At 55.9% G+C, this 17,407-nt stretch carries 15 protein-coding genes and 2 pseudogenes; 7 read left to right on the forward strand and 10 right to left on the reverse strand.

Features of this window, described 5'->3' with window-relative positions; all coding sequences use genetic code 11:
• Window positions 1-112 precede the first annotated feature (112 nt).
• Window positions 113-1,209, reverse strand: a pseudogene (locus RZR99_RS29475) (IS3 family transposase); the annotation flags it as partial.
• 232 nt (window positions 1,210-1,441) lie between these two features.
• Here RZR99_RS29475 and RZR99_RS29480 point away from each other — a divergent pair.
• Together RZR99_RS29480 and RZR99_RS29485 are read left to right on the forward strand one after the other, a co-directional pair.
• Window positions 1,442-2,296 carry a hypothetical protein gene (locus RZR99_RS29480; protein ID WP_323123303.1) on the forward strand — a complete coding sequence of 285 codons (855 nt, stop codon included), beginning with the start codon at window positions 1,442-1,444 and terminating at the stop codon, window positions 2,294-2,296.
• 220 nt (window positions 2,297-2,516) lie between these two features.
• Window positions 2,517-3,260 carry an IS6 family transposase gene (locus RZR99_RS29485; protein ID WP_323123304.1) on the forward strand — a complete coding sequence of 248 codons (744 nt, stop codon included), beginning with the start codon at window positions 2,517-2,519 and terminating at the stop codon, window positions 3,258-3,260.
• 3 nt (window positions 3,261-3,263) lie between these two features.
• Here RZR99_RS29485 and RZR99_RS29490 read toward each other — a convergent pair.
• A pseudogene (locus tag RZR99_RS29490) lies at window positions 3,264-4,350 on the reverse strand (IS3 family transposase).
• A gap of 437 nt (window positions 4,351-4,787) precedes the next feature.
• Here RZR99_RS29490 and RZR99_RS29495 point away from each other — a divergent pair.
• From RZR99_RS29495 to RZR99_RS29515, 5 genes are all read left to right on the forward strand, one after another.
• Window positions 4,788-6,236: a helix-turn-helix transcriptional regulator gene (locus tag RZR99_RS29495; protein WP_323123305.1), complete on the forward strand. Its 1,449-nt coding sequence runs from the start codon at window positions 4,788-4,790 to the stop codon at window positions 6,234-6,236.
• 106 nt (window positions 6,237-6,342) lie between these two features.
• On the forward strand, window positions 6,343-8,064 hold the full coding sequence (gene sctC / locus RZR99_RS29500; protein ID WP_323123306.1) for a type III secretion system outer membrane ring subunit SctC: 1,722 nt from the start codon (window positions 6,343-6,345) through the stop codon (window positions 8,062-8,064).
• Between the two features lie 244 nt (window positions 8,065-8,308).
• Window positions 8,309-9,799, forward strand: coding sequence for a hypothetical protein (locus tag RZR99_RS29505; RefSeq protein ID WP_323123307.1), 1,491 nt, complete (start codon window positions 8,309-8,311; stop codon window positions 9,797-9,799).
• Between the two features lie 139 nt (window positions 9,800-9,938).
• The gene (locus tag RZR99_RS29510; RefSeq protein ID WP_323123308.1) at window positions 9,939-10,838 is read left to right on the forward strand and encodes a lysozyme family protein; all 900 of its coding nucleotides are present in this window, start codon (window positions 9,939-9,941) and stop codon (window positions 10,836-10,838) included.
• A gap of 121 nt (window positions 10,839-10,959) precedes the next feature.
• Window positions 10,960-11,220, forward strand: coding sequence for a hypothetical protein (locus RZR99_RS29515; RefSeq protein ID WP_323123309.1), 261 nt, complete (start codon window positions 10,960-10,962; stop codon window positions 11,218-11,220).
• Between the two features lie 208 nt (window positions 11,221-11,428).
• On the opposite strand, the gene RZR99_RS29520 is transcribed toward RZR99_RS29515, so the two are convergent.
• From RZR99_RS29520 to sctP, 8 genes are all read right to left on the reverse strand, one after another.
• Window positions 11,429-11,884, reverse strand: coding sequence for a CesT family type III secretion system chaperone (locus RZR99_RS29520; RefSeq protein WP_323123310.1), 456 nt, complete (start codon window positions 11,882-11,884; stop codon window positions 11,429-11,431).
• A gap of 323 nt (window positions 11,885-12,207) precedes the next feature.
• Window positions 12,208-12,438 (reverse strand): type III secretion protein, encoded by a 231-nt coding sequence (locus RZR99_RS29525; protein ID WP_323123311.1) that lies wholly within the window; start codon window positions 12,436-12,438, stop codon window positions 12,208-12,210.
• Between the two features lie 30 nt (window positions 12,439-12,468).
• Complete coding sequence (locus RZR99_RS29530; protein WP_323123312.1) at window positions 12,469-13,590, reverse strand: secretion protein; 1,122 nt, start codon at window positions 13,588-13,590, stop codon at window positions 12,469-12,471.
• Between the two features lie 158 nt (window positions 13,591-13,748).
• Window positions 13,749-14,588: a hypothetical protein gene (locus RZR99_RS29535; RefSeq protein WP_323123313.1), complete on the reverse strand. Its 840-nt coding sequence runs from the start codon at window positions 14,586-14,588 to the stop codon at window positions 13,749-13,751.
• A gap of 12 nt (window positions 14,589-14,600) precedes the next feature.
• Window positions 14,601-14,864: a type III secretion system export apparatus subunit SctS gene (gene sctS / locus RZR99_RS29540; protein ID WP_323123314.1), complete on the reverse strand. Its 264-nt coding sequence runs from the start codon at window positions 14,862-14,864 to the stop codon at window positions 14,601-14,603.
• 11 nt (window positions 14,865-14,875) lie between these two features.
• Window positions 14,876-15,526 carry a type III secretion system export apparatus subunit SctR gene (gene sctR / locus RZR99_RS29545; RefSeq protein ID WP_323123330.1) on the reverse strand — a complete coding sequence of 217 codons (651 nt, stop codon included), beginning with the start codon at window positions 15,524-15,526 and terminating at the stop codon, window positions 14,876-14,878.
• Window positions 15,510-16,679 carry a type III secretion system cytoplasmic ring protein SctQ gene (gene sctQ, locus RZR99_RS29550; protein WP_323123315.1) on the reverse strand — a complete coding sequence of 390 codons (1,170 nt, stop codon included), beginning with the start codon at window positions 16,677-16,679 and terminating at the stop codon, window positions 15,510-15,512. The genes sctR and sctQ overlap by 17 nt, the downstream gene beginning before the upstream one ends.
• Window positions 16,680-16,746: 67 nt before the next feature.
• The gene (gene sctP / locus RZR99_RS29555) at window positions 16,747-17,397 is read right to left on the reverse strand and encodes a type III secretion system protein SctP (protein WP_323123316.1); all 651 of its coding nucleotides are present in this window, start codon (window positions 17,395-17,397) and stop codon (window positions 16,747-16,749) included.
• Window positions 17,398-17,407 lie beyond the last annotated feature (10 nt).

Raw genomic sequence — 17,407 nt, forward strand, 5'->3', positions numbered from 1 at the left:
TCGAAACAACGATCAGGTTAACAGGAACAATCGGAAGTAAACAGCCCCCCAAACGTCATCTTGTTAAGACTTCTTAGTGTGACGCTGTGTCCTGAGTTACAGGGTCAACTCCAGCCAGACGCGAAAGCGCCGTTGGCGCGTCTGGCTTGTCCATATACGCGACATAATTGTGCTTCATCGTCTTCACGAACGACTCGGCCATGCCATTGCTCTATGGCGAACGTCCGGGCGTGGCCAGCGGCTCCAGGCCCAGCTCGCGCGCGAAGCTGCGCGTGCGACGGTCGACGTAGGCCGAGCCGTTGTCCGTCAGCCATTCGATGGGTTGCGCCGCCTGCGTGGCACCGAAGCGCTGCTCGACGGCAGCCAGCATCACGTCTCGCACCACGTCGCCGCTATGCCCACCGGTCGTAGCAACCCAGCTAATCGCCTCCCGGTCGCAGCAATCTAGTGCGAACGTCACGCGCAGCGGCATGCCATCGTCACACCTGAACTCGAAGCCGTCAGAGCACCAGCGAGTATTGCTTCTGTCCACGGTCACGCGACCGTCGTGCCACCGCTTATCTCGCCGCACGCCCGGACGACGCAGCAGCAACTGGTGCTCACCATGACCCGATACACGCGCTTGGCGTTGACGCACGGTGCGCCAGTCTGCTCTCGACTACGGCGCAGCAGCGCCCAGATATGCCGATATCCGTAGGTCGGGAGGTGCGCCACGTGCCCTCGAATTTCCTCGACCAACCCAGCATCGTCAGTCACGCCGGGCACGGCGGCCATCGCGCCAGTCAAACGAGCGAACTCGCTTCACCGCCACGGCAGAGCGCGCCACGCCGAGAACTTCGCAGACCGTCGTCATCGGTCGTCCCCTGGTGGCAAGGGCGAGCGCGTAATCAGGTTTTTTGGACGGCCCCATTCCACGGCTTCTTTCAGGATTTCGACCTCCAGCGTCTTCTTCCCGAGTAGCCGTTGCAGCTCCTTGATTTCCTTGATGGCAGCGGCCAATTCAGATACAGGCACAACGGTTTCGCCTGCCTTCACAGCCGCCAGGCTGCCTTCCTGGTATTGCGTACGCCAGCCGAACACTTGATTGGCGTTGACGCCGTGTCGACGTGCCACGGCCGACACCGATGCTCCCGGCTCCAGCGTTTCCTGCACGATGGCGATTTTTTCCTGCGCCGTGCGGTGACGACGGCGCTCCGGCTCGGTCAGCATTTCGATGCTTTCCACGTAATGACTAGGCTTACTGATAGGCACAAGACTATCCCTTATTGTAAGAGAGCCCTCGTGTCCTCAGATACGTGGGGCCGCTCTATCGACCGACGGGCATCACAGACGGGAGCGCGGCACATTTCGCATGCACCATCAATGCTTCGCGTTACACGGACACCATGCGGATACGGCATGGTGGAATAGAGAGTCACCCGTTGACTTGGAGGGCCCTCTCGTGAAACTCGGCACCGAATCCAATCACTCTTATGTTCACACGTCGCTGACATCGGACACTTCGTCGAAATGCAGCGCCGATATATCTGGCGCCTCCGACTCGATAACACTCGCAAAAATAAAAAATCCTAATCCGCAAGAGGCTATATTCTCTGAGCTGAAATCCAATGGCACATACTCAAACCGCGATGTCGATCGGTGCTGTTTTGATATCCCAAATAAAGGTAAAACGCACACATCGGAGCACGTTATTGCTTTCGCCGTGCTGAAAGGTCCTAAGGGCCCGTCGCGTAATCCTGAGGACCCGGCTCGAAAAGAAGAGAAAGAAGCTGCAAGAAAAATAGAGAACAAAGGACTCGCTTATTACGAACGACGCGAAGACCATGAAAACCACGCAGGAACCGGGGTGTGGCCCTCTAAGCGCAAATTTAAGGGAAATTTTTTAGATAAATTCGACAAGAGTAAATATAGTGGTTTCAAATCTAGCGAGAATTTCTTAAACTCCCAACGTACCGCACTGTTCGATCCAGAGACCGTAAAATGCACCAATTTGTCGAATGCAATTCAGCTCAATCAGCTTGGGTATGCGCATCAATATGCCGCGCAGAATCGGCAGAGCGAAAGTTTCGACAAACAAGACAACGAAAATCATCAAGCGAATTCTAGCTACGACAACATGATTGAGCAAAATCCGGAATTCATAGCGAAGGATGATAAAGGACAAAGCGATGTAAAATTCAAGATGACACCGCAGGAGCAAGCTGAGGTTTATCTGGCGAGACGCGTAGCACAGACGGGGCGATATCCGATTGTGGAAGAAGAGAAGGATGCGAAACGTCGCTTCTCGGTAAAATAGTTGACGACACGAACTGCAGTCCGATGCAGTATGCATCGGACTGCATACACCTGACCGAAGAGGAAAATGCGACACCATTGGTCAATTTTTAGGTTGATTACAGTGTGACGCGATAGTTTCAAATGCAGACATTGGACGCCCCGGTTTCGCCGATCGATACCGGGGCACGGTATTCGGCATTGTCACGTTGAGGAGATGGTCGGTAGCGTAGGATGTCGAAATGAAAAAGCAATCGCTCTATCGCGGACATCGATTCCCGGCGGCCATTATCAGTCAGGTCGTGCGTGGGTATTTCCGCTTCCAGCTGAGCCTGCGTGATATCGAGGAGTGGCTGTTCGGGCGCCGCGTGATCGTCAGCCATGAGACGATCCGCCGCTGGTGCGACAAGTTCGGTACGGGGTTCGCCCATCGCGTCAAGGCCGCCCGGCGCAAGCCAGGCAGCACCTGGCATCTCGACGAGATGGGGGTGTCGCTGCGCGGCGAGCCCTATCTGCTGTGGCGCGCCGTCGACGAACATGGTGCCGAACTCGATGTGCTGTTGCAGAAGCGTCGCGACAAAGTCGCCGCCAAACGTTTCCTCCTGCGAGTGCTGCGCGCCTGCCCGGCACCGCGCATGATCGTCACCGATCAGCTACGCAGCTATCCGGCGTCCAAGGCCGACATTCCGGAACTCGCGAGGGTGAAGCATGTATTTGTCAAAACCGCAGCGCGCGTGAACAACCGCGTCGAGAACAGTCATCAGCCTACCCGCGAACGCGAGCGTCGCATGCGTGGGTTTCGAGATCCGCAGCGCACGCAGGTATTCTTGTCGTGCTTCGGCCCAATTCGGCAACGCTTCGCGCTCAAACGTCATGTGCTACGCGCGTCGCTCTATCGCAAGCAGCTCGCGACGCAGTTCGAAACCTGGCAACTTTTCACTGGCATGACCGGTAATCCCCCCGTTTTCCACGGGGTTCAGAAGTAGAAACTAAGCGGCCATTGCCAACCGCTGCTTTGGCATAAATTCGCCCAGGGCCATGTTCGGGCGGTCGTGATTGTAAGTCCACATCCAATCGGTCGCGAAGCGCTGCACGTGGTCCAAGTCTTCCCAGTGGTACTGCGACAGCCATTCGTACCGCACGGTCCGGTTGAATCGTTAGACATACGCATTTTGCTGCAGCTTGCCCGGCTGGATGTAGTCGAGCCTGATGCCGTACTGTCGGGCCCATTCGATGATTGCTGCGCTCAGGTACTCGGGCCCGTTATCGCACCGAATCGCCTTGGGTCTGCCGCGCCATCCGATGATCTGCCGCAACGCACGGATCACGCGTTCCGATGGCAATGAGAAGTCGATCTCGATGCCGAGTGCCTCGCGATTGAAGTCGTCGCTCACATTGAACAGCCGGATGCTGCGTCCGTCGGCCAGTTGGTCGTGCATGAAGTCCGTCGACCAGACCTGGTTGACGGCGCACGGCACCGCCAGCGGCTCCGGTACCTGCCTGACCAGCCGCTTGCGCGGCTTGATCCGCAGGTTCAGTTCCAGTTCGCGATAGATCCGGTACACGCGCTTGTGATTCCAGCAGAAGCCCTTCACGTTGCGCAGGTACAGGAAGCACAACCCGAAGCCCCGGTTCCGATGGTTGTCCGTCAGGCGCAGCAGCCAGTTTGCAATCTCGTCGTTCTCGGCACTGCGCCGACTGACGTACCGATAACAGGCCTGGCTGATCCCAAATGCCTCGCATGCCAGTCGGATCGAAATGCCCCGGCTGGACACCGCATGCATGGCCATCTCACGCCGGCAAGATGGCCTCAGTCTTTTTTGCGAGGGCCTCCGCCACGATCTCGGCCTTGATCTTCTCCTCGACGTACATCTTGCGCAACCGAGCATTCTCGGCCTCCAATTCCTTCATCCGCGCGATCAGCGAGACGTCCATGCCGCCGTACTTCGAGCGCCATTTGTAGAACGTCGCCGTGCTGATGCCCAGTTCCCGGCACAGGTCCGGCACCGACAGCCCCGATTCCACGCGCTTGAGCGCGTCCATGATCTGGCTGTCCGTGAATCTCGATTTCTTCATGCTGTAGAACTCCCTCAACGAGAAAATTCTACTCCTGATCACACCGGTTTTTGGGAGGGATTACCGGGTGTCTTCCATCGCATAGGAACGTTCTACAACACTATTCGCCAGCACGGCTCCGCTGGCGATCTGTCACTTTTAGAGTTGGGCGTCGCTATGGGCTAAGCGGCTCGTGCGTGTCTACGAATCTCCGGCCGCCCCAGACAGCTTGTTTTGACTCAAATAGCTTGTCTATTTGTCTCAAAAAGCGATGTGATGCAATTAAAAGCGAAATTGCACGGCTGTGCGGGGTTACGCTATCCCAAACATTGGAGTTCAGAGTTTACAGAAATCTCATCTATTTTGGGGGCAGTGAATGGTTTTCTTGCGAGAAGCATTCAAATTGACGATTGGTTCGAAGATATAGACTTCCCTGCCTGTTTGCATTGGAATTCGACATGTTTTCTTCTTTATATTTCCCATTGGTTGCTTATTTGGGGGCGTCAGAGTTTGTAGCCGAGCATGAGCGTTTTGGGATACTCCTTTTCAAGGGCGAGATTGTTACTGCTCGCCAGGTCGCAAGCCGCTGGGCCGATGTTCCAGATAACACGCTAAGCTTGCAATTGCACGCAGACATGCAGCTTGTAACAGGCAACGGAACGGAGGCCGAGGAGGCGTATCGCGCCGTCCAGCGGTTAAGGAGAAGTAGGTCTCGGCAAGAAATGCGCGTCGAGTCCTGCCGGAATGCTGCGTGGCAAGCGCTCTTTCGCCATCGCCTCAATACCGCGCTTGCCTGTTTCGGTCGAGCAGCGGACGAGAGTGACGTGTCGCCTGATCGAATGCTTGAAGTGCGTGTTGGTATCGTATTCGTGCTTCATGAATTGGGGCGAATTTCCGAGGCACTCGCGGAATTGGAAGAACTGTTCGTGTTGGCCGATCATGCGTCGGCGTGTACAGTGGTAGCGTGGCAAGAGTTGCTCACGGTTCTAAAATTCGATATCTCAGCGCAATTTGAATTGCGCTCGTCGGCGGCGCTTCAGGACCATGTTTACTGGCAATCCAGCGCAATGCACGCCCATCCGGTGCATGCCATGCCACTCGTTCACGCGAATAGTGGCCAGCGCCATATCGGTAGTACATGCGTTCGAATTCCTCTGCTGCGTCTTCGTGCCGATTACCTGGACCAAGTAAGTAATGCGACTGGTACTGAATGGCAAGCGATCGACGGGCTCCTGAAGCATGTGAACTGGGCTCGAGTTCAGAGCTTGAATGAATACCAGAGAACGCTGCGACTCGAGGTTGCGCTTGCGATGCTGACTCGTGATGCAGTACAGGCCGTGGAAGTGATTCTTGAGCCTCTGTCCAGCGGCCAGATGGGCGTTTCGGGACATCAGCAGATTGAGTACTTGTACTGTGTCGCGAAAACTCTGCAGATGCAGGGGAGACTGCAGGAGGCGCAGCAGGTCTACAGCCGATATGCGTTGATGTCGATGGGAAGTGTGCGCGAAGCCCTATCGTCCCGAGTGCCATTTATTGAGCGTAAGGTTCGCGAGATGGCGCAACTCGATGACATTGGGGCTCGGCTTCCTGCCCGCTATCGACGAGCATACAACTTCCTACTCGAAAACCTCGAACATGCAGATCTGTCCGTCAGCGATATCGCAGCCGAGATCGGTGTGACCGAGCGTGCATTGCAGGGCGCATTCAAGCAATTTCTCAACATGTCTCCGACCGAGCTTGTTCGTCACCTGCGCATGGAGCGCATTCGTTCGGAACTCGTTGACAGCGTGGACTCTAACGGAAAAATCCTTGCGATTGGGAACCGTTGGGGCGTGCTGGATCGGTCGGTAATGACCAAGACTTACCGAAAACACTTCGACGAAGCGCCGTCTCGTACACGTAAATAACAGCAATACTAAATAAATTAATCTTATAAGAAGGACGCAAATAACGATGGGATCGAGGACGATATTTCTCGCGGTGTGCGCTGTGTGGGTGATCGGAACGGGAATCATGGGATCGGCGTATGCGGACACGGTGCGCTGGCGTAGTAGCGCCGCACATGTGACAGCCGAGGGCAAGGATCTTAAGGACGTATTGCGTGACCTGCTCGCGAGCCAGGGCGTGACCGCATCAATTGCCGACAATGTCCAGGGCACCGTGACCGGACGCTTTGATATGCCGCCGCAACGTATCCTCGATACGCTTGCCGCGACGTTTGGTTTCGTGTGGTTCTACGACGGCAGCGTGATGTCGATCAGTAACGCGAACGACACCACTCGGCAAATTCTCCGGCTCGATAACGCGTCGATTAGTGATCTCAATGCCACTTTGCATAGCATGCGACTCGACGACAAGCGCTTTCCGTTGACCTATGACAGCAGTGCACGGACAGTGATCATCAGTGGTCCACCGCAGTATGTGCAGATGGTAGCTGGCGTCGCGAAGCATCTTGACGAGAGTATGCAGCGTTCGAATGGCACCGTGGTGCGCGCGTTCAAGTTGAGTAGTGCTTGGGCAGCCGACCACAATGTCCAGCTCGAAGGTAAGAATGTCGTCGTGCCGGGCGTCGCGACGATCGTATCCAATCTCTACCACCCGTCTCCGGCCGGCACGACAGGCGCTAAACCAGTATCGATGATTGGCGGCATGCAGCGCCTGTCGACGATGCCTGATGCGAGCGGTGGCACCTCGGGCGGTACGCCGATGATGCCGCCACTGCCGCTGGGTATGGCAGGAGGCGACGCTCCTCGTAGTTTGATCAGCGGGCTATTCGGCGGAGTTCAATCAAGCGGCGGTAAGAGTGGAGCAGTGACAGACGGGACGCAGAGTGGCGTGGCGACAGATACTGGACAGGGCGATCAGAACCTGCCCGTCGTGGAGGCCGATCCGACAACCAACTCGGTGCTGATCCGCGACACGCCACAGCGCATTGGACTCTATGCACCGTTGATCGAGCAATTAGATACGCGTCCAAATCTGATAGAGATTGAGGCGCACATTATCGAGATAAACAGCGACCTGCTCCGACAGATTGGCGTGGACTGGCGTGCACACAATAGTCACGTCGACCTGCAGACTGGCTCCGGCGGGCTCCAGCAGAATGGCTACAACGGCAACATCAGTCCGAACTTCGGCGTGACGAAGTTGTCCGATGGCATCACGTCCGTCGCGGCAACGCCGGTCGGAGGCGCGATCACGGCAGTGCTCGGCAACGCGGGGCGCTATCTGCTCGCGCGGATCACGGCGATGGAATCGACGTCAGAAGTCAGAATCGAGGCGAGTCCCAAAGTCGCGACACTCGACAATATCGAAGCGGTGATGGACAACAAGACGCGCTTCTTCGTACCTGTTCAGGGCTATACATCCGGCGACCTTTATTCGGTGTCGACTGGCGTGTCGCTGAGGGTTCTGCCGATGGTCGTGCAGGACAATGGAGCGACGCGGATCAAGCTAGACGTGCATATTGAGGATGGTCAGCTGCTCGGTCACGAATATGATGTGCTGGGGGTGCCGTCGATCACGAGCAGCGAGATCAACACGCAAGCGTTTGTCGGCGAGGGCGAGAGCTTGCTGATCGCTGGTTACAGCACTGACAGCGATTCGAATAGTGTTGCACGGGTGCCTTGGTTGTCGAAGATTCCATTGGTCGGTGCATTATTTAGGAATACAGATCAATCTCACAAGCACATGGAGCGTGTATTTCTGATAACGCCACGGATTATCGCCTACTAAATAATCTTGCGCGATGAATATTGATCGGAAGTGCAGCTCTGAGCATTTATGAACAACGAATTGAACGATGTCAAACCATGTGGATGGGAGGTGAATCAGATCAAAGTACGATTAATTATTAACAAAACGGAATGAATTCGTTTTTGAACATCTTTGTTCGTGCGTGACGGATTTTGAAAAATTTAAAATCCTACTATGCGTAGCTATATGACTGTCCCTTTCCTCTTCGACCGGGAGCGTCCCGATGAATACACCTGTCACGTCGAATCACGTGTCTCTGCCCGCAGAAGTAGGCGGGGTTGCTGAATCGTCCCTACAAGGTAGCGAAAACATATCTAGAGCAGAAGGGAGTGCAGATCAATCAATGTACCAGGCAGTTGTCAGCGTTGCACAAGGTGCATTGGGTCGGTTATCCGGGAAATTCTCGACGATAGGCGTATCGTCACAAGTTTTGAAGGAGCCATCGTCTGGTTTCGCGGAAGGTCCAGCCGTGGATGGTGGTGTGGGTTCCCCCTCAATTTCGCCGACGGTGATTTTCGTTCATGGCATGCCGATGCAAATTGGTGCGTCACTCCCGGAGCATGGTCTAGGCACACCGCGTGCAGAGGGTAATGGTCCGCTTCCGTCGGGAACGGACGCGCCAAACAAGGGCGACTCTGCCGGAAGTACTGATCTCGAACAGGGTATGACGTCACTCCAGCAGAAGGATCCGACGCTATTTGCCAAAACGATAAAAGACGCAAAGAGTGGTAACGGAAATGAATTGGTCAAGGATGAGCTTCAGGCCTACAAGGAAGGGGCGTTTACAAAGCAGCAGGCGGTCGCGGCAGTCTCCGGGGCGCAAAAACTTGCCAATGATAACGGCGGTGGGAAAATCAATGGTGCAATCAGAAACGAAGCTAAAGAAGCGCTAGGTGGAAGCTATATTAAAGGTGGACAAACACGTGCCGGTCATGCAATTTTGAAGGCATTTGAAAGCTTTACGCCAATCGGGGCAGTTGTCAAAGGTGTTCAAGATAAAACTTCAAAAAAACCGGAAGACATTCTCACTGCGGCGCAACCGGCGTTGCAACATGGAACGCAGCAGGCGATGCAGGATATGGTCGACGCCGATCCCGAACTTGCTCAGAAGTTTCAGTCGGATGCGGCCAAGGGCGATGGAAATGCAATGGTCGACGACATGATTGCGTTGAAGAATGAAGAAAGTGGCGGTCGCGCTCCAAATAAGTTTAGCGACCAAGATGCGCAGTTACTTGGTAGCCAGGTAGGTAGTTTCGGCAAGGGCAAGGTTAGCAGCCAAGAGGATCAGGCGTTTTCTCAAGCGTTTGGAACGGACACGTTATATCGTGGTTCGTCGCGAGGTGCGAAGGGATTTGATAAATTTGAAAATACGGTGGGAAGCGTAATGCAGAGCGTAGTTTCTCCAGTGACATCGACTGTGGTGGGAGTGAACGATCTGCTACACGGAAATTTAGGTGGTTTTCTTTCAGAGGTAGGTCACGTGCTTCAAGGAGTGGCCCAGGACGCAACCATGTTTCTTGCTCCGGAAGCCGCTCCCGAATTGATGGCAAGTGAAATTGCGGCGCGTGGTGGAGTTGATGCTGCAGGCTCGGCTATCGATGGTATTTCATTGAGTAGAGATTTAAACTTGGCTGCCACGATAGGAAATTACTCAAACGATGCGGGCAATTTAATGAATATTGCTGGCGTTGGTGATCCCCAATCGAACTCATAATTTGAGTCGTTGGTGTTGACGCTGCCAGGGTCTGATGAGACTTGAATTTCATTATCGATGTTGTACCTCGTGAGTTTTGTTTGCTGAAATTCATCCAAGGACTTGGTTAATTCTCGTCGCGGATAATTGGAATTGAGATATGTCATCAAAATTTTCAGTTGATCGTAGTAATTGTTCGATGCCCGTTGATAGAGTCGGAAGTGGCGAGCCTTCGTCAACCAGCATGCGAAGTGTCCCGTCTATCGATGCTGGTCATTTTTCGTCAAAGATTAAAGAGCATATTGACGCTGAAGACTTCCGCCGGCAGCACAAACATAGTGCCAGTTCGAATCGAGATGATAGATGTCATACCGATTGTACGAATTCCGTAAGGAGCAGGGATGGCTTAAACCATCCGAAGGAAGATAAGCATCGTCATCGGCATCAAACCTCCAATGCCGCCAATCATATGGTGGCCCCCAGGTCGGCTGAATTATCCCCAGCAGCCAGTTCAAATGTAGGGCCTATGGCGAATAGCTCATTTAATGTCGGAGAAAACTCAGCCCTTCAGCAATGGTCGCCTGATATTCAGAAGGCAGCAAATCTTACCCATCTTGACCCAAATTTAATTGGTGCACAGATATGGGCGGAATCACGGGGCGATGGTAGTTCGAAGGAAGACAGCAGAAATATGGATGGAACCACCGATCGAAGCCTGATGCAAATCAGTGATGAACGATGGCAGCGCGATGTAATTCCAACATTGAGCGCACAAGACAAGGCAAATATCAAGGCCGCAACAGGAAAAGAACCGTCGCAACTTAGTATGTCCGATCCTCACGACAATGTAGTCGCCGGGGCGTTTGAGTTGCGATCCCATATCGTAGATAGCGGGGGGAGCGCCGACCATCCTATGGCAAACGGCGCAGCGTTGCAGAAGGGCTTGGCTGCCTATCGGGGTGTCGGGGATGGAAAAGACATGCAGTATGCTCGTCAAGTTATCGGTGATGAGAATAACTTGGAAGTGGGTAGAAAATTGGACGATAACGAGGAACTATAGTAACAAGTCATTTTTTTAGGTTTCACATATTTTTAAGTGATGCTTTTTTTGTATTCGATGTCTGTGTTGTTGCGTGACTTGTATGGTTGGGATGTATTTTCTGTTAACAAAGGAGAGTGTTATGGGTATCGTAAATTCGGTGACTACTGGTGCAAACATTGGAGGCATGTTGGCGGGGGGGGCGAATACAGCGGGCGGTACGGCGCAGGTACTTGGCGACATTAGTTCGCAAACGAATTCGCAATCACTCATTATGGAAGCTACGGCAAAAGCTCAAACACAGATGGCAATGGAGAATGCCAAAGTGAATGCGGCATCGGCCGTTGCAAACTCGATTACGTCTGCGACGAGTGGTCTGAAGGATATTGCTAAAAATCAATGATGTAAATGTGGGAGGGGGCTGAGAACTCCCTCCCTTGACAGAGGGTATGTTTAATTTTGAAGTGTAAAAAATTTAATATGAATTGGTGATTTTTTATTAAATTGGAATGGACGATAAAATTAAAAATTCATGACTCTGAAAATCATGATGCTCGCGGATAATGGAGTCGATATCTATCAGAGTGCCGCGTGGAGTAAAAAATGTGGCGCTACGCCCGCAACCAGAGAAAATTTCCAGACGCGATGCCGTCGAACATCTCGTCACTGGTCTCGATGATATTCTGCCGCCAATAGTGGCCGTGATTGGCGTAGTGGACCAACAAGTCAGCAAGTTCTTCGCCGCCAAAATCCGGATCAAAAGGAAGTCGCAGGACGAGAACAATGGAGCTTGTTTCCAATTCCAGGCCGAGTTGAGCTTGATCTTGCGCATAGATTAGCAAATTCGCTTCTAGCATTAGCCTGAAAATATGCAGGGTACGGCCTGCCGTGATGGTGCCGAAGTGAAAGTTCGCATAGATTGCACCTTGGTCATGATCGAAGTGTTCCAGACGTACGCCAAAGCCCTCGACTTCAATCAATCCGGTTTCCTGAATGTATTCTGTGTCGTGAAGGCCGACGACTGAGCAGAATTGAGCAACAAGTTTAAGGTAGCAAGGATTTTTCATGTGCGTCAATCTGCAGGTGTTGAAGTCGCAACCAGCGTAGCAACTCCCGCAAGATTGCGCGACTAGACGCGACCGTTGCTCCACCGGAAGAGTCGCTTCGGCTTACAAATCGCATCGCTAGATTATTGCGATGCAGTTGATCGAAGTGTCCATTGTGACGACTTTGTTCGTCTAGACGGGTAGGGCGATGCTCTTCGATTCTGATATTGCACTTCCTATGGGATCTACGACGGTGGCGCATCTCGAAAAGAGATGGCAACGCCGGCGCGCCGTTCTTGATCGATCATAGCGCTGTATCCTGTTCCGGACTGGAGCGGTGGACGCTACATACGCCTGATCTGGTCGATTATGCGGGATGCTGCAAGCAGGCCTCGGTAAAGCGTCGCGATGTTTCGGATATCGACATTGGAAGTAGGTGTGATGTGGTTCACGTTTTCGGCGATCTCGGCGAGCGCGCTCTGAATCTTCACGATGATGGGCGCTGCGTCCGGATTCTTGAGGATCGCGGAAAGGTTGTCGAACTGCTGGGCGTAGGGCGTGATGGGCTCGTACATGTCGGGTGTCCTGTCGAGATCGGTGGAAAATCAGTGGGCTGGTGTGGTCGGGCGGGACACAGCCCGCACCTGCTCGGCGCTGCGTGCGATCGTACTGCTGTCGACGGAAGGCACCGCAGCATCGGAGGCGATCAGCACATCGGATGCCGGTGCAGGATCCACGGGCACCTCTGAGACGTAGATGTGTTTGATGCCGTCAAGTGTCTGTGTGTACTGCACCGTGTCGGACGACACGATCTCCGAGTATTGCTCGGTAACTAAGGGGACGCGGTCGGGATTCTCGACCACCTGAACGACAAGCCGTCGGATGTTTGAGCTGAGGTCGGCGCGTATGCGCGTCACCGCCTTGTCGAGTGTGTCCTTGCTGTCGACGCTACCGGTAATCGAGAATTCGCCGTTACCCAAGTACTTGACGCGCACGCCAGCGATGCCGAGCGAATCCTCTATGCTGTGCACTACGTTTTGGGCGACGTCGTAGCTGCGCACGATGTCCTTCGATGAAATCTTGTCTAACGTCGAGCGGACGAATTGATCGTCGGACAAGTTTGCGACCATGCCCGTTACCACGCTGGTGTTACCGACCGAGTGCACCTGTAGCTCGCGCATGTGTGCTGCCGCGAGTGCATCCTGGATCCGCGTGGTCCGGTAGTCGGCGCTATGTCGCAGAGCGGCCTCGCTATCGGGCGCCGTGGTAAGCAGCACGATCGTGCCGGCGGCGAGGCCAAGCGCAATGCAGGCGGCGAGCGCGCCATAGTAGCGGCGACGCTTGCGCCGGTCGGCGTCGGCCCGTGCATCGGCCGGTCCGGTCAGCAGCGTTGACAGCAGGTCGAGATCCGATGGCCACGGCGTATCGTCGGGTCCGACGCACAGAATCGTGTCGCCGAACCGGATCGGTACAAAGTCGATCAGTATCACCATGTCGTCCGGGGTCGGCGCTGCCGCGAATGTTTCTGCAGGATCGCCAAGTTGCGTATCCATGCGCGTCACGGCACGGACGACGCCCGTTGGATCGACGTCGAGGGTCACGTCCGCGCCGGTCCAATCCGTTAACCGGATATCAGCGTTGGCATCGCCATGAAGTCGATGCTGTCCTGGCGCGAGCTGCAGCATCGCGCCAGCGTGAAATCCCGTCAGTATGCGTAACTGTTTCATGACCGAGGTGTTCTATAGATATCAGGTCCGGTTGTAGAATCGGCGGTGCCACCTGCGGGTCGTCCGTCTCGCTGTCTATGTAGAGCTAAAAATGTAGCGCCGACCCGCGATGCGAAGACTTCGCGGGGCCAACGAAGCATTCGCTCGGCGCCGTTTCACTACGGCTCGCGGCGTAGCGCACGCAATGTATGCAGTGCGATGGCACGCTGGCGTGAGGTCCGATGACGGTCGAACTGGCGCAGCAACAAGCCGACCAGCAGGTTGAAGTCGCGCGCCGCATCGGATAATGTTGCTGTATCGTCCACCGAGCTTGACCGCGATGACGCGTGCGTGCGCAGGGTGTTGATGTCGGCTTCGGGTAGCATCGTGCCGGCTTGCTGTATGCCCAGCCATCGTGTCGACCAAGCATGCACGCGTGCGGTGAGCTCGGTCCCCTGTTGCTCAGTCAATTCGCTCTGCAACGCGAGCAGTTCGCGAGTGCAGGCTTCACGTAGCGAATTTGGATCTGTGCTACGGGATGCCGTGGCCGGTGATTCCGTCGGCAACGGGGGGGTGATTGGAGCGGCCGCCGCATGACGACGGCCGCTCTTAAAAGCGACGGTAGTCGGCTCAGCGTCGTTTGCATCGTCTCGGTCGCCGCCGTGATTGCCACGCCCGCCACCGTGCCCACCGTGGTGCTCTTGCATGTCGCCCGGCACGTCGAATTCAGGCAGGCCATCGACGTCGTTGGAGCTGTCCGCGCCGTCGGTCTCGCCGGAGCCTTGCTTGCCGCGCCCGAGGCGGCGCCGGCGCGCAAGCTGGGCCAGCATTTTTCTCGTGCGTTGCGTTTGCGCAGTGCTATGTTGCGCAGGCGGGCCGCCGTACGCGAAACGTGTGCTTCGATACAGCGTCGCGAATTGTCCATTGGGCCCCGCGCGCAGCGGCTTCGGGTTCTTCTTGTGCGCGGCTACGGCCGCTTGTTGTGCGTTCGCTGCAGAATGCGATGCAATGCGTTTCATATTAACCTCGCTTCAAGTGGGAAACGCCGTGCGCATCATTTCGTTTGCGAAATGCAGGACCGCCGCGCAGGATAGCGGTGCAACAATCACGAGCACGACTGTTACTGCGACCAACTTGATCGCGAAAGGTAGCGACTGGTCCTGCAATGATGTGATCGCCTGGACAAAAGACACGATGAGTCCAACTGCTGCGGCTGCGATCACGACAGGCAGCGACACGGTCAGGCACAACAGCATGCCCTGGGTTGCGGCGTGAACCAGTGAATCGACGTCCATGGCGACTCCGATTACTTGTAGGTCAGCACGAGGCCGTGAATCAGCGCCGACCATCCGTCCATCACGACGAACAGAAGCAGCTTGCACGGGATCGCTACGTTGGTTGGCGACACCTGGTTGAGTCCCATTGACAGCAGTACGTTGGCGATGATCAGATCGATTACGATGAAAGTTACGTAAAGCAGGAAACCAATCTTGAACGCATCAGTCAGCTCCGTCAGCGTGAATGCAGGCGCCAGCACGATCAGATCGTTCTCGTGTAGCGACTGTGCTTCCGCCTTAGGCCATACGATAGCCGCCGAACGCATAAAGAAGCGCTTTTCCCGCTCCTGCGTATGCTTGATGAGAAACTGGCGAAACGGCTCGCGCGCGGCGTCGGCTGCCTGGATCACGGCCTGCGACGATTGCGGGGAGATCGTTTGGCCGCTCAGCGTTTTCGCGGCCGTCATGCCGACGGGTGCCATCACGTACACCGATACCAGGATCGCGATGCCGTTCAGCACCATGTTGGGCGGTACCTGCTGCACACCTAGCGCATTGCGCAGCAGGCCGAGCACGATGACCACTTTCGCATACGACGTCACGACCATCGCGAAAAATGGCAATAAGCCGATCGCGACGACGATTAGCAGCAGGCCGGACAGGTCACTGTATTGAATCATGCTCGTGCGCCATGCGGAGAATGCGAATACCGACGTGCTCGCCGATACCGACCAGCTCGCCATAGCCAATCGTCTGGCCGTGCGCAACCAGTTTGAGCGTTAGATCCGCGATCGCGGTCGGCAACTCGATCACGTAGCCGGGCGAGAGCGACGATACTTCGTCGATCGTCAATGCCACGGTATCGACGATGAACTGCACGGGTAGCTCGAGTTCGCCGACTTCGACGGCGCGTTTGTCGTCCGGAGTGCCCGGATCGGCCTCTTGCACACCAGGCAGAATGCTTTCCGTCATCACAGGTTCCTTCAACAAGGTGATCATTCGGGGTTGCATGGCCACAGCGACGCGACAGCGCGCCAGGCCTGCACTGCCCCATGTGGCGAACGCAACGGGTCGCGACGTGGCATCTCGCCTCCCGTCTGCGCTACGCAGCCACGTCACGTCAAACGACGGATCGAGTGCGCGCATTAGAATGTCGCCGCTGCGTAGGCTCTGCAGTGTATTGATCGATAGCGGCCTTGTGCCGAGTACTAGACTGCCCGGCAGGCGTAGCGACGCGTCGAACCGCGCAGCCCGCGCTGTTCGAAACAGGTACTCGTCCAGCCACTCGATGCAGTGGCCCGGCAGCCGTACGCATACGTCATGTTGTTTCCCGCGCAGTTCGATCGAGAGCGCGACGGTCACGTTTCCGGGAGGCGAGGCTGGCAACCCGCCGCGCCGAACTGCTGCGATCTGCGCGCCTGTCAGGGCGAGTGAGTCGAGACATTGCAGTAGTGGCGCGCACAAGACATTCGCGACAGCATTGCGCAGAGTCAATTCTGGGCTCGTCCGCGGGTCGGCGGACTGTGCCTGGGGAGATACGCAGACCGACAGCGCAGGATAGTGTTCAAGATCGAGCGACAAATAAGCGGTTGCTGGGCCGATCGGTGTGTCGATCCGCAATTCCGCGATTGCCGGATCGGAATGTTCGGGTGTACCGGTCACGAAACTGCAGCGGAGTCCGCTCACGCCGAGCATGTTTAGAAGGCATACCCGAAGGCGTGCGTCGAACAGCCGCCGCGACACATGTGCGCTCACCGCGTCGAACGCTGGGAGCGTCAACGGCACGGCGAGCACCCCGCCATCGGGAATGATTGAATGCCGAATCAGTTTCAACCCTTGTCGAGAAATGCTGACATTTGCTTGAGCACGCCGCATAGCCGGGCGTGACGCTCGGGACCAGCTACCAGACCGTGATGCGGACGACCTTCGACTGCCCCCAGACACGCAGTATCGAGTCGAGATCGCGTTCAAGGGCCGTGCTATGGGTTAAGAGTAACTGTCTTGCGTCGCAGTCCTGTGTGTCGAACCGAAGCTGCAGGTCGAAATGCGAAAGCGTCATATGCAATTCGGTGGATGCCAGGATTCGCTCGCTCAGCACGATATGCGCTTCCCACGGTCCGCCGGCTGCGACGGCGGCATTGCCGCAGAACGCAGTGATGTCGCGCGAGAGCGCGCCAAGCAGGCTCAGATGATCGCGTTGTTCCCGCAGCGCAGCCGCCGCGATCGGCGTGGCCGTATTCGATATCCGCGTAGAGATCGCGCGGCATTCGGCCAGCTCGGCGGGTGTCGGCCCGGCGTCGGGCGAAGGCGTGTCGCGTTCGTTCGAGATCAGCCGATAGTCTTCGGGCTTTGCGGAAGGGGGATCGGATTCGGTGGACCGACTGTCTGACGGACACAATGTTGGTTGCGCCCCGGACATTGGGCGCACCACCGTGCGGCGAGCCGCCAGCAGCACTGCGTAGTCAAACCGCCGTACGCCGCGCGCGGGTGATGGATCCGCGTCGGCCGGGGCTGGCAGCGAGCGAACTTCGCGGGTGTCAATGCGTGTCACGGTGGCGCGG

It is taken from the genome of Burkholderia alba (assembly GCF_034721475.1).
Classification (GTDB): Bacteria; Pseudomonadota; Gammaproteobacteria; order Burkholderiales; family Burkholderiaceae; genus Burkholderia; species Burkholderia alba.